General features: G+C 63.8%; 5 protein-coding genes. 2 read left to right on the top strand and 3 right to left on the bottom strand.

Translation table 11 applies throughout. The annotated features are described in order from the left end of the window. Positions 1-18 precede the first annotated feature (18 nt). Entirely contained in the window at positions 19-1,038 is a 1,020-nt protein-coding gene (locus RGV59_RS11545; protein WP_046485800.1) for an alpha/beta fold hydrolase, read from the bottom strand. A gap of 207 nt (positions 1,039-1,245) precedes the next feature. On the opposite strand from RGV59_RS11545, the gene RGV59_RS11540 reads away from it, so the two are divergent. Next, positions 1,246-6,897, top strand: coding sequence for a dermonecrotic toxin domain-containing protein (locus tag RGV59_RS11540; protein WP_126586135.1), 5,652 nt, complete (start codon positions 1,246-1,248; stop codon positions 6,895-6,897). A 36-nt stretch (positions 6,898-6,933) separates the two neighbouring features. Here RGV59_RS11540 and RGV59_RS11535 read toward each other — a convergent pair whose 3' ends face one another. Further along, positions 6,934-11,868, bottom strand: coding sequence for a dermonecrotic toxin domain-containing protein (locus RGV59_RS11535; protein ID WP_260473886.1), 4,935 nt, complete (start codon positions 11,866-11,868; stop codon positions 6,934-6,936). A 289-nt stretch (positions 11,869-12,157) separates the two neighbouring features. On the opposite strand from RGV59_RS11535, the gene metR reads away from it, so the two are divergent. Next, positions 12,158-13,075 (top strand): transcriptional regulator MetR, encoded by a 918-nt coding sequence (gene metR / locus RGV59_RS11530; RefSeq protein WP_017844590.1) that lies wholly within the window; start codon positions 12,158-12,160, stop codon positions 13,073-13,075. Between the two features lie 31 nt (positions 13,076-13,106). Here metR and RGV59_RS11525 read toward each other — a convergent pair whose 3' ends face one another. Continuing rightward, the gene (locus tag RGV59_RS11525; RefSeq protein WP_017844589.1) at positions 13,107-13,520 is read right to left on the bottom strand and encodes an NUDIX hydrolase; all 414 of its coding nucleotides are present in this window, start codon (positions 13,518-13,520) and stop codon (positions 13,107-13,109) included. Positions 13,521-13,559 lie beyond the last annotated feature (39 nt).

Below are 13,559 nucleotides of genomic sequence, written 5' to 3'. Positions count from 1 at the left end.
CTGCACGATACACCAATGTCACAACACCTTCGCCGAGACCGGCGGCTCGATCTGCGCCCAATGGACGGCGTCTTCACGATGGGCTTGCAGGTACGGCAGCACCGCCGCCAGCAACGGCGCCTTGAACGCTTCCTGGAAACGATGGGCCAGGCCCGGGATCAGCTTCAACTGGCTCCCCTGGATATGCGCGGCCAGGTGTACGCCGTGCATCACCGGCAACAACGGGTCGGCGGTGCCATGCACCACCAGGGTCGGCACGCGCAATTGGTTGAGCAACGGCACGCGGCTCGGTTCGGCGAGGATCGCCATGATCTGGCGTTTCACGCCCTCGGGGTTGAACGCACGGTCGTAGGACAACGCCGCCTGATGCAGCAACACCTGGCGGTCATCCTTGACATACGGGCTGCCCAGCGCGGCCAGCAAATCGGCCTGTTGCTCCAGGGCCACTGCGCGATTGGGTGCGCTGCGCCGCGACAACAATTGCACCAGCGCCGCGTTCGGCGCCGGCAGGCCTTCGGCGCCGGAGCTGGTCATGATCAGCGTCAGGCTTTCCACCCGCTGCGGTGCCATCGCGGCCAGGTGCTGGGCAATCATGCCGCCCATGCTCGCCCCAAGGACATGGAATTGCTGGACCTGCAACGCATCCATCAAGCCCAGGGCGTCATCGGCCATGTCGGTCAGCGTGTATGGCGCCGCCACGGGCAGGCCGAGTTTGTAGCGCAACACTTCAAACGTCAGGTTGGCGCTGGCCGGAGCCTGGCGCCAGGTGGACAGGCCGACATCGCGATTGTCGTAGCGGATCACCCGGAAACCTTGCTGGCACAGGGCGACGACAACCTCGTCAGGCCAGTGGATCAGTTGCCCGCCCAGGCCCATCACCAGCAACAAGGCCGGATCGGACGCACGGCCGATGCTCTGGTAGGCGATGCTCACCTGAGCCAGATCGACCGTTTGGGTCGGGACATTGACATCACATCGAGACGCCGCAAAAGACGGCAGGCCGAACAGTAGAGCGGCCAGTAACAGCAACACGCGCATGAAAAACACCGAAACACAGAACCCCAGTAGAGCGCGAGTCTGATGAAGTTTGTTCAAGCGCGCTGCCACAGTTGCGTGACAGTTTAATGAATGTCGCTCAACGGTCGGCTCACTAACTATCTATCCCTGCGCGCCTCGTTCTCCACCTTTAAATAGGGCTCCGACCGGTAAAGCACCGTTCTGCCCCTATTTTTCGAGTGCCGTCACATGACCGATACATCCAACCCGCTCCCCCCCCTTGCCGTGCGCGATTTTCCGCCGTTTTCCCACGCGCAGGTTCGCCCCGTGAACGAAAGCCTGCTGCTGGAAGCCACGGCCCGCTGGCACGCCAGCCGCGAACAGATGCTCCGGCTCAGCACCGATGCGCCCAGTGTCCACGCCTCGCTCAACGCGTTCATCAACGAGCAACTGGACCTGGACGGCGACAGCGTGCAGTTGCACTTTGCCGCCTCCGATGAAAGACCGGCGCGCTCCATCACACTGACCCAGGCCAGTGCCTTCGTTCATCAATTTCCCGCCTACGCCGCGCTTTACCAGCATTGCCGGGTGGTCGGCCTGCCGGAAGGCAAAACCCAGTACGCAGCGCAGCCGTTCGAGCTGGTTAAACCCTTTACCCAGCTCAACGTGGAACAGGCCCTGCGAACCGCGTGGGTCCGCTACTGGTGGTTCACGCGCGCGCCTGGCACTGCGGTCTCGCGTCGCGATCACGCGGTTGCGCAGTACAGCAACCATCTCCAAGCCGCCGCGCAGTTGGCCTGCGCCTCGGGGGCGATCACGGCCGATCAATTGAAACCGTTGCTCACGGTCCTCGACCCGCCAAGCGGCGCGTTGCAGCTCGACGGTCAGAAGATCTACGCCGAGCAACTGCTGCTCAAACGCACCGGGTTGGCCGATGCCGAGATACCCGGTGCGCTGGTCATTACCCTGGATGCCGAGGTCGTCCTCCAGCTGTTGTACCTGCCCTCTGAAGAACCGGCGCTGAACCTGTTCAACAGCCGCGTCGGCATGGAGCAGTGGTTGCTCGATCACCCCACGCTGTTCCCCGGCGTGACGGCCATCACGCGAGACAACCTGATCGACTACCGCGAGGTCGACGAGCCCTTGCAGGCCGGCGTAACGCACCTGTTGGAACATCGCCTCAAAGAAAAGCAGGCCAGCTTGAAATACCCCCACGGCCGGGACCTCGCCGAACATGGACACAGAGCGCTGGAAGCAGCCGATCAGGTTGACCGGCAACAGCGCAGCCAGGGGGTTTTCGCCTTGCCGCCGGCATCCGCGCTCGCTCCCGCTGAGGACGACGCGCCCCTCGACAGCGCGCCCATAGTCTTCGCCGGACTGACCGCCGACCTGCCCCTGGCCCAGCGCCGTCACGCGCTGTCGCGGCAACAACAGCCGCTCTTCGGTACGGTGCAGGCGCCTGCCATATTGCCGCCGCCGAGCGATGAGCAACAGGCCACGTTGCGCAGCCAACTCAACCGCTTGCACGAGGCGCAACAGCAAGCCCACGAAGCGGCCAGCGCGCTGTGGAATCAACCCCAGAACCAGCTATTGGAGCTGTCCCAACAGGCCAACCCCGACTATCACCGCTTGCTCCAGGCACGGCTGAACGGGCTGCTTGCCGAAGCCAGCCTGCAGCGCCAACTCAACCAGATCAGCCCGGCCGGGTACGCCATGCTCCTGGCCGCGCTTGACCCGCTCAACGCGCCAGACCCCGAACTCAAAGTGTCGGTGGCGACCTTGACGCTGTCGATCCGCGAGCGCAGCAACGACGCAATCAACACCCAGCGCAAAGAACTGGACGGCGTGCTGCTGATCACCCTGGAAGCGGCGCTGCTCGATGCGTCAACGCCTCAGGACCTGTTGTTGTACTGGCCGGGCAGCCAGGGCGGCCTGCAGCACTTCGCTTCGCGCCAGGCGCTTGAACAGTGGCTCGGCGTAACGCCCTCGGACGCGTCGTCGCTGGAACTGGCCCTGCTCAATCAGACCCCGTTCGAGTACAGCCTCACCGTGCAACTCGACGACTGGGTCGCCCAGATCGAAGCGATGCTTCGCCGCGCCCCGGACGACACCGAGCGCCAAGCCCGGGAGCTGCAACCCATGCGCGTGCAAGCGATCCAGGAACTGGGCGTATCGACCAACACCGCGCGCGAACTGGCCTATGCGCAGCTTCTGGAGCAGCAGCAGAGCGGCGCACTGGCGGCGCAACTGCCGGTCTGGCTCGGCCAGGTTTCAGCGGCCGACAGGGCCGAACTCAAGGCCCTGCTGGAGCGCTACATCGTGGCGTTGCAACGCGCCGATGAGGTATTGAACCTGAAGCTGCCGCTGATCAGCAGTTTTTGCACAAAACGCCTGCACGCAAGGCTGTCCCGGGACTTCTCGCTCAAACAACCGTTCAGCGTTCAGCTCGACGTTCCCGAATCGGTCACGCATCAACAGCATTTCGTCGGAGCCCCCGGCGCGCCCGGCACTCCGACCAAGACGGTGCAGGTCCCCAGCGCCACCCGGGTCAAAATGAGCCTGGATGAGCTGGCGCTGAGCAACATCGATACGCCGATCGCCGAGCGCTTGACGTTCATGAAGGTCGAGGTCAGCAGCCAGGACGCCACGGAAGGCCAGGCACTCACCGCCGGGCTCAGCGCCAACTACCTGCGCAAGCTGGTGCCGGAACTGGACCTGGCCCAAGCGTATGAAGACCTGATCGTCGAGGCTTACCAAGGCTCGGATCGCGAAACGGACTTCAGCCGTGACTATCGCCTCGAATGCCTGCTCGAACCTCAGCGCCTGATGCTTACGCTCCAGGGGCGCCTGGCGTTCCTGCAAAAGCACATCACGGCCACCGAACTGAACACCTTCAACATCGCCGTGAATGCCAGCACGGCCGAAGCCTGGCGCGCCGATGGCAATGACATTGAGTTGCTCCCCGCCCACCTCAGTGTCGGCGGGCCAGACACCCAGGACGGTTCAAGCACGTTGTCCGGCGTCACCTTCATCCGTCAGAAAAACTCCGGGCTCACCCTGCTCTATCTGCCCGAGAGCCCGGACGGCCACTACCTGCGCAGCTACGCCAACCTTGAAGCCGCGCGGCTGGCGCTGTACCGCCTGTGCCTGAGCAGCACGATGGTCAATTACCTGGCCGGCCGCGCCTTGCTGGGCAACGTGGCCAACCACGTCAGCCGGATCAATCAAGCGGTGCTCCGGCATTTCGACGCGCTGATCGGCGTCGGCCGCCCCTGGCCCGTCACCACGTCGCTGGCCGGCCATTTGCTCAACGCGCAAATGGGCCGCGTCAAGGAGGCTCACCGCGCCAGTTCCCGTTCCAACAGCGACCTGTACCTAGAACGCTATGCCATCAAAGGCGTGCAGGCCTTCAGCTATATCAAGATGGCGCTCGGCGTGGTCCCCGTGGTGGGTACGGTGATCGGCCTTTACGACGGCTGGGTCAGCGCCAATGACGCGGTAGATGCATTTCGACGCGGCGATCATGCCCAAGGCATGCACGACATCACCCAGGTCCTGCAATCAATGATCGACGCCGGCGTGGATGTGGCCGGTGGGGTGCTGATTACGCCCAATGCAGCGCGCACGCGCACGCTTGGGCGCCAGTTGCGCAATGCCTTCAAGGGCGGCCGCTACCTGCAACCGCCCATGAGCCGCAAGGCGCGCCGCATCGCCGAGCGCTTCAGCGGGTATGAGTACGACAAGGAGATCGCCCTGGCCCATCTGACCCCGGCGAGCCACGGTATTTACCGCAACATCTACCGCCATGCCGACGGCCACTTCATCGTGCGGCAGGGCAACGTCTATCAGGTCGAACTGCAGAACGGCCATTGGCGCTTGAGCGGCAACGCGCTGAAAACCTACAAACAACCGATTGCCCTGGATGACGCCGGCCGATGGGACACCCACTTCGGCGTCTACGGCACCGCGCAACCGGCGGGCCTGGCGGGCGGCGGCGGCGTGCTCGGGCACCTGGCCGACACCCTCGAGCCGCTCTGGCCGATGGCGATTCGACAACGGCTGCCGATCTGGTGGACCGATCATGTCCTGCGCCGCCAACTGGCGCTCAGCAATGCGCTCAATACGCTGAGCAGCCGGCTCGACGCTCAACTGGCCGCGACCAGCAACCTGCAACACCTGTCCAACCAAAGCGACTTCGTCACCCGCAAGACATTGCAGCCAACCCTTGATCAGGCCTACACCCAGGACATCGAGCTGGCGATTCAGCAGGCCAACGCCATTCAGGACGTGATCGCCTTCCCCCCCAACAGAGAGCACCTGGCCCTCCAAGGCTTGCAAAGCCGCGCTGCCTTGATTGTCACCAGCAGAGCCGTGGAGCGCCTGAAAGTCGCCGCGGCCGCGCTGCAGGAATTGACCGGGCAATTCGCTGATATCCAGGTGCCGCCCGCACGCCCCGCCGCCATTCTGCAGTTTCTGCAAACCCGCAAAGGTCTCAGCCAGAAAATCGTGCAGGAACTCGACCGGATCGACCGCATCTTCCTGGTCATGAACGAATGGAGCAGCCAGATCAACCTGGCAGCGCTGGAGGCCGATCTGCGCCTCCAAGGCAGAAGCACGCGCAGGACCGCGCAACAGATCGACGCGGACCTGCAAAATACGCGCACGCTGGTGGGCGAGGCTCGCGATGACGCGGCGCGCTGGAACGAGCTCTACGATGAAGGGTTTCGCACGCACCTGCGCACCGTCCACAGCATCGATACGTTCAACCGCTACGATCACGTCAGCGATCCTTCCTGGTTGTATTTGCAAAGTGAGGTCAATCGCGTCTATCTCGACGCTCACCTGGCCCTGAACACGCATTTCGCACTGACCAAGACGCCCACCACCGTCAGCCAGCGCACGCGGATCCTCAACGAATGTATCGATGCCTACGCGCGGTTCAGCCTCAGCGTTAAAACCTTGAGCGCAGGCTACCCGCAACATTTTGACCTGGATAACCTGGACGCCTTGCTGAACAACCTCGAGCGCATGATTCAGCTGGCCCGCCACCGTATCGGCACAACACCTCGCCTGCGGCGCCCGCAGCCCGATGCCCCCCAAGGGACGGTGTTTGAAAGCGAAGACAACCGGCTGCTGATTGGCATAAAAAGCACCGACCCTCGCACCAACACCACGCGCTACACCATCGACAACCTCAGCGGCCACACCGAGACCTGGGAGCAACGCCCGGACGGTCGGGCCCAGCGCCAACCGGCGCCGCCCGTGGAGTTCCCGGCGGAGGCGAACGTGAAGTCGGTGATGGTGAGCGAAGCCCAGAACCGCCTGCGCGCCGTGCCGGCGTACCAGGCCAAAGTCGACGCCTATGCTCGCCAGGGCATGTTGCCGGTGGACCTTGAACACATGCTGGTCAGCGAAGCCGCCGAACTCACCTTGCGCGCAAACCGCATCGCGCGCCTTGACCCCGAGGAGCCGAGCCTCCAGCCATTGCGCACGACCGCCAGCGAACTGACCGCCGCCGGCCGCGCCTTGCGCACCCGACAATCGTTGGCCAGCCGCAAACCCACCGACGGCATGCTCGATGACCTGGTCAGGCATCACGTGGTCGAGGTGCGTCGAACCGCGTCGATGAGCGAACTGGCGAGGCGTGCCAACGGGCATCGCGACTTCATGCAGGAATATGAAGTCTGGGACCTGACCGCCACCCCGCCGCGCCCGTTGTGGTACGCGCACTTTCATTACAACCGCCGCACCGCGATCTTCGACGAGTTCGAAAAGGCCCACCTGAAACTGCCGGAGCATCGTTACTTGACCCATGCCGACGACCCGTCGCTGCCGTTCTCGGACATCGGCAGGCAGTCCGCTGCATTGCCGCATATCCGGCCGCTGTGGGTTGCCCAATAACCGCGCCGGCCTGCGGCTGTCAGCGGAGCGCTTCGGTCACAGCGTCAGAAACAGTTTTTCATCCAGCGGCGGGCCGATCCGCGCCCTGACGATCTGTTCCACCACGCGGTTATTGCCCGCCTCGGCCACCAGGTCTTTCTGGGTCTTGGTGCGCTGCGACGGGATCTTCAGGTGCGCCGCCGTGTAGAGATTGCGCGGCGAACCTTTGGCCGGGTAGTGGAAATGGGCATACCACAAGACGTCGACCTTGCCTTTTTCACGCACGGCGTACTCGGTGAAGACATCGCCGCTTTTGGTCGCGATGTCTCGCTGGACCAGGTTGATGTCGACGAACCCGTGCTTCCACAGGTAGTCGATGTTTTCCGGTTTGGGGGGTAGGACCTTGTAGCCATCGGCGCAATGTTGGCGGGCCTTGGCAAGCAGTTCGTCCGCCGCCGTGCGCCACTGTTTGACCCATTGTTCGGTTTCGGGATTGCTGCCGTGACGGGTTTCGGCCAGCAAGGCGGTCGCCTGAAGCCGCTCGGCCTGGGCTTGCAGCATGTCATTCCAGTCCAGCGGGTTGATGCCCTCCCGGCGTTGCGGGTCGTTGAGTTTGCGTTTCTGGAACGCGATCGTGCGTTCAATGCCGGCGCTTTCTTCGAGCAGTTTCCTGGCGTCGGACTTGAGCGTTGACAGCGACTTGGGCGATGACGCGGGCCGTGCGGGTTGCGCGGGAACGATCTTTACCCACTCGCCCTCGCTCGCGTGTTCGCTGTAACTGGCGACCGACCGGCCGGATTGCGGGTCCAGCACATCGATGATCGCGCCGGAGCCTGCCGCCTGGGGGCGCGCGGTGCCGATCAGGGTTTCCTTGTCGCGGGTCTTGAACGTGCGCTGGCCCGCCGGTTTTTGCCGTTGATCGATACGCACGACAGCGGCAGGCACCAGCGCTTGTTCCTCGCGCATCACTTCGGCCAGGTCGGTTTGGGCATCGTTGATCACATCGCGCAGGCGTTCGGCAAACAGCTGCTGATACTCGGCTCGCTGAAGGCCGGGATTCGTGTCCTGTATCGCCAGGCTATCGCTGAGCACGCGCTGGTAGGTGCCGATGACGGTTTCCAGCGTCGCCTTGCGTTCGCTCAAGCTGTAACCGGTGTACTGCCGCAGGTCCAGGTGAGCGTTGTAGACGGGGATCAGGTTGGTTGAACTCAAGCGCTGCAGGTAAAACGACTCCACTGGGTCGGTCGTTCGCGCATAGCGATCGAGGCTCAGTTCTTTGAGGTTGGTCAGGCTGGTCAGCTTCATGCGCAGGGCCGTAATCGCAGGTGGCTGTCGCTCTTGCTGCTTGAGGAAGTGCGCGGCCTTGGTTTTGCCGAACGACGAATCGTCCGTCCATTTCTCCAGCACGGCGGCGGAGGCCAGGGCGGCTTCCCGCACGCTTTCCAAGTCGCGGTAAACCCTGGCGAAGTTGTCCATCAGCTCGATATACGTGCTTTTGGAGCCGGTCCTTGCCTCGCTCACCACCTCCGCCATCGAGCGTCCGCTGGGGACGTGTTGATTGCTGTCTTCGGCCAGCGTGGTGTAGAACTGTTCGATTTCACGGTAGTTGTCGAGCACCGTCTCATAGAGATTGGAGCGCGCCTGTTTTTCTTCGGAAAGATCATCCACTGCGCCGAGTTTTTTCGGCACCAGATGGTCAATGGCGGTCTGAGCCGCCGCACTGTGTACCTCAGTGCGTTGCTTGAGTTGCACGAGTTGCTGGTCGATGGTCTGCCTGAGGTGCTTCGTGAGTTCCAACTGCGCCAGGTAAGGCGCGATAAAGCGCTGTTGATGCTCCCCGGTGGTAGACAGCCCCCACAGCGTGCGCAGTTTTTTACGGCCGTTGTAGTAGTCGGTAATGCTCGCAATCACTTGATTACGCGAGTCTGCCCTCGGTCCATCCAATACAAGTGCGGCCTCGACGGCCTGACTGAACGCTTCCCCTCGCGCCTGTTGTGCCTGCCTGTTTTGTTTGACCCGCTCGGCGACGCCGTTCTTGCGCGGCATGCCACCGCGCAGCCGGGGGCGACTGTCGAAACTCCAGCGCCCCTGTGCGTCACGCCTGATCGGCGGGCCGGTACGCGCGCGGTTGTTCGCGTCGATGATGAACACGCCGTCGAGGTCGTTGGCCACCCGGAACCACTGCTTGTCGATGTTGGCGTACAGCCCGCCCTGGCTCAGGTACAAGCCCTGTTTTGGCCCCTCGGCAATCGCCGCACCGACATCGCCCGGCGCGGCTACCCGGAATGACTCGATCTGCGCGAGCTGGCCGGGGCTCAGGCGGCGCGGGCTGGAGAACGCAAAATCCAGCATGCTCGCATGACCGCCGATGACGCCGGCAGAAGGCTCCACACTGCCTTGGCGGATGCTCGCGCGATGGGCGCCCGGCGCCTGGCCCGGGGCGCGGCGCAGCGGGCCATCGTTGGGCGCGATGGCTTTGAGAGCGTCGAGCGTCAGCGGCGGCTGCGCAGTGTCGGCGGGCGCGGAATGGGTCAAGACCATGCCCATATTGAGCAACAGGTCCACCACGCTGGCCGTGCTGTCGCCCTGGGCGGCGGGGTTGGACAGTCTGCGGATATCGTCCTCGCTGCCGGCCAACTGCAACAACCACCCCGCCATCGCCCCAGGCCCACGCAACACGGGTAACAGGGTGTTGAACAACAACCCGCCCAGTTCCTTGAAGGAAGCCCAGCGGCTCTGCGCGTCCGATACCGATTGCCCCTGGGCCAGGTTCACCAGGCTGTGGGTGTTGCTCTGGTACAGGTGCTGCATCAGGCGCCCTTGCTCCAGGTCCTGGCGTAATGTGCTGGCGGCGTCATAGCCGTCCACGGCGAGTGTCGTCGGTGCCGGTTGGGCGGGCGCGTCGAACTCGTTGAAGACGCTGTAGCGGGCAATGTTGGGAATCTTGAAGCCGCCGTTGCCGTACACCGCGCGCGTCCTGTCGTCGGGCAACCAGGCCAGCACGCTTTGCTGCAAGGGGCCGGGCTGTTGCACCGCCTCCAGCAGCGCTTGGCGCGTGGCAAATTCCTGCAATACCGGGGACAACATCGGCCGGTAGAGAAGGTGCGGGCCGACAGCCGCATTCGCTGGCTCGATGACGAACATGTTCTGGACTACATCGGGTGTCGCGCCGGGCTTGCGGATAAACGCCAGGGGCCGCACGACGATGTCTTGCCCGTCGACCTGTTTCGCTCCAGCGCCGGGCGTCAGCAGCGCCTCCACATACCGGTAACCGTGCGCGGTGATGCCCGCTTCGCCCTTGAGCTTGAGTTCCAGCGCCTGCATCGCCAGTTGGCGCGGGACTTGTTGGGCGAACAAGGCGCTGCGCCGACGTGACTCATCGCTGTCACCCAGCAGGTGGGTTTGTAGCAACGCAGGATAGTGTTTGCCGATGTCCACCTGGCTGACGATGTCTTTCAAGCGCTGCGGCATTGCCGGGTCGCTGATCGGTTGACCGAAGTGGCGCACTTCGATTTCGCCCTTGGGCAGCCCGGCCAGATTGCGCAAGGCCATGTCGGTCAGGCTCATCGTGACGCGCTCGATGTAGCCGCTGCCCAACGTGCCGACCGGTACTTTGAAGGTAACGTCGAGGTGGTCCGCGAGCAGCCCGGTGTTCTGCAACTGCGCTTGCAGCTGTTGCTGGGTATAGGTGCGAATATCGGGGATGTCCGAAAAAAAGTTACGCCCCTGGTTGCGTTGGACATCGCTGGCCAGTTCGAGGGCGTAGCGATGGTAGGCAAGGCGATCGGCCGGGTCGGCGTTGCGCATCCACTGCGGCAGTTTTTCCTGCAGCCGTGCCAGTTCCGCGGAATCTGCGGCATAGGCGCCGACAAACCACGGGCTCGGATCGCTGAGCACGCTGAAGCGCTGCTCCAGAACCTGGAGGCTGCCGGCTGGCGGGAGTTCGATGCTGTCTATCGCCTGCAACTGGTTATTCAGAATGATGCCCGCTTGCGCATCGAAGATATTCGCGTCCGGCTCCTGGCGTTTCCAGGTCAAGTGGTCGAAGACGAAGTCGTTTTCCAGCGTCTCGCCCCAGGCCTTGCCGAAGGCTTCCAGCGAGTCGTAAGGGGTGATCTGGCCGTTGGCCGCGGCATGCAGAACCTGGGTGCTGGCGCCGATCTGACGGGTGAGCAAAAGATCCGGGCTGAGCTGGGTGGAGGCACCGCCACCGTAGCGGACGCTGGTGTCGAGCACGAAGACCCGGGCGGCGTCGTCGCCGTTGGCACTCACGCGTTGCGCACGCTCGGGCCAGGTGACCACCTGGTCAAGGGTGGCGCGTTGCGCATCGGTAAGGCCGGGCTGTTTCAGCGCCGCACTGCGCAGGTTGTCGCTGAGCATGCCGCTGAGCCACAACCAGCGGTTGTCCGCCCCGCCAGCATTTTGTCCCCAGTAACGGGTCAAGGCTCGCGCAAACGCGTCTTTGAGGCTGGGCCGAAGGCTGCGGATCGCCAGCTCAATGGCCGACATGTCGATGTCTTCGCGCCGGTTGCCTGAAGCGTCGGGGACTCTGAGGGTGGTGCCGGTTCCCTGTTTGACCAGTTTCTGCGGCCATGAATACTTGTCGGTGAAATCGATATCGGCCCCGGCGGCCAGGTGGTTGAGCGCGACATCCAGCAGCGGGGTCAAGCGGTATTGAACCGGGTTTTCCGCGATCGGTTCTGCCACCGAGGTCCGCGCCACGTCGAATTCCAGCGCTGGATACAGGCTGTTGATCGCCTCGCCGAGCATGTCCCTGACAACCGAGCGCACGTCGGGCCGCGTCGCGAACTGGCTGCTGACGGCGTGGGCGGCGAGGTGGCTGGCGCGGGGCCGGGGTTGCACCTCGGCGATGGCGCCGGCACGGCTCAGGGAGGTGGGCGCGGGTGCAGGGGGCGAAGGGGTTGGATTGGCCGGTGGTACAGCGGGGTACAGACGAGAGATGAAGGGCATTGCAGCGGCGCTAGCGGTCATGGGGCACATCCTTGGCGGGGCAATACGGTGTCGTCCCAACGACGCATGGAGCGCTCTTCGGGACGAATGTCGCGGCAAAAATACCCACTCATCCCTACGGTGAAACAAGAAATGCGTAATTGACTATGTCGACACACGCGGGACCCGCCGGGGCTCCGGGCCAGCGCCGTTTCGCAATGTATGGCGGGATATGAACCTCGTGCGCCGGCCGGCAGGTCGACAGCCCGCGCAACATGAGACAAACTCACCCTATTCGAATTGCTCATCAATATTGCTCATGGAGGCCACGGTGCTGGAAATCCGCCACCTGAAAACCCTGCACGCCTTGCGCGAGGCCGACAGCCTGGTCGAAGCCGCCGAACGCCTGCACTTGACCCAATCCGCCCTGTCCCACCAGTTCAAAGAACTGGAAGAGCGGTTGGGCATGCCGTTGTTCGTGCGCAAGACCAAACCGGTGCGTTTCACCAGCGCCGGCCTGCGCCTGCTGCAACTGGCGGACGCCACCCTGCCCCTGCTGCGCGGCGCCGAGCGCGACATTGCGCGCCTGGCCGGTGGCACCGCCGGGCGCCTGCACATGGCTATCGAATGCCACAGCTGCTTCCAGTGGCTGATGCCGACCATCGACCAGTTCCGCGATGCCTGGCCCGAGGTCGAGCTGGACCTGGCGTCCGGTTTCGCCTTCGCCCCGCTGCCGGCCCTGGCCCGTGGCGACCTGGATCTGGTGGTCACTTCCGACCCGCTGGAGCTGCCGGGCATCACGTATGTGCCGCTGTTCACCTACGAAGCCATGCTGGCCGTGGCCAACCAGCACCCCCTGGCGAACAAGTCGTACATCGTGCCGCAAGACCTGCTCAGCGAAACCCTGATCACCTACCCGGTGGAACGCGACCGCCTGGATATTTTCACCCGCTTCCTCGAACCCGCCGATGTCGAACCGGCCCAGGTACGCACCTCGGAGCTGACGGTGATGATGATGCAACTGGTCGCCAGCGGTCGTGGCGTTTGCGGCATGCCGCATTGGGCGCTGCATGAATACAGCTCGCGCGGTTACGTCAAGGCCAAGCGCCTGGGTGAGAAAGGCCTGTTTGCGACGCTGTATGCGGGGATTCGTGCAGACATGCTGGACGCGCCGTACATGCGCGACTTCCTGCTGACGGCCAAGGACACGTCGTTTTCCACACTGGATGGGGTCAGCGCCGTGCGTTGAGGGGCACGGCTCAGTCCTTGGAACCCGCCAATCAGGCGGTGGTGGTCAGCGATTTGCGATAAAACGGCAGGATCAGCTCACGCGTCAAGGGCGCCAGGTGCAGGCCGCCGTCTCCGGCCGGGTCGATCCAGCGCACTTCTTCGATTTCGGCGGCCGGGGTCACCGGCACGTCGATCCGTACCTGGAACAGTTCGGCTTGCACCGTAAAACCTGGCTCGTTGGCGGCCGGGGCCGAGAAACGGCCGAGGTAGACCGCCTGGCTCGGCTCGATGCGCAAGTTCAGCTCTTCGTGCAGCTCACGGGCCAGCGCTTCGACCGGTTGTTCGCCGGCATCGATCTTGCCGCCCGGTTGCATGAATGCCTGGGTGCCGCGCTTGCGCACCAGCAACGTCTGGCCGTCGCCGCCGATCAGGAGCGCGGCGGCGATACGGATAGTGGTTGGCATGGACAAAATCACCTTGAATGCAAAGACACAATGATCCCA

The organism is Pseudomonas sp. FG1, assembly GCF_034313875.1.
GTDB classification, from domain to species: Bacteria; Pseudomonadota; Gammaproteobacteria; order Pseudomonadales; family Pseudomonadaceae; genus Aquipseudomonas; species Aquipseudomonas veronii.
This window is presented reverse-complemented; position numbering and strand designations above follow the sequence as displayed.

Coding starts and splice junctions, on each gene's coding strand:
- RGV59_RS11545 (WP_046485800.1), bottom strand. CDS start 1,038: ATGCGCGTGTTGCTGTTACTGGCCGCTCTACTGTTCGGCCTGCCGTCT.
- RGV59_RS11540 (WP_126586135.1), top strand. CDS start 1,246: ATGACCGATACATCCAACCCGCTCCCCCCCCTTGCCGTGCGCGATTTT.
- RGV59_RS11525 (WP_017844589.1), bottom strand. CDS start 13,520: ATGCCAACCACTATCCGTATCGCCGCCGCGCTCCTGATCGGCGGCGAC.
- RGV59_RS11535 (WP_260473886.1), bottom strand. CDS start 11,868: ATGACCGCTAGCGCCGCTGCAATGCCCTTCATCTCTCGTCTGTACCCC.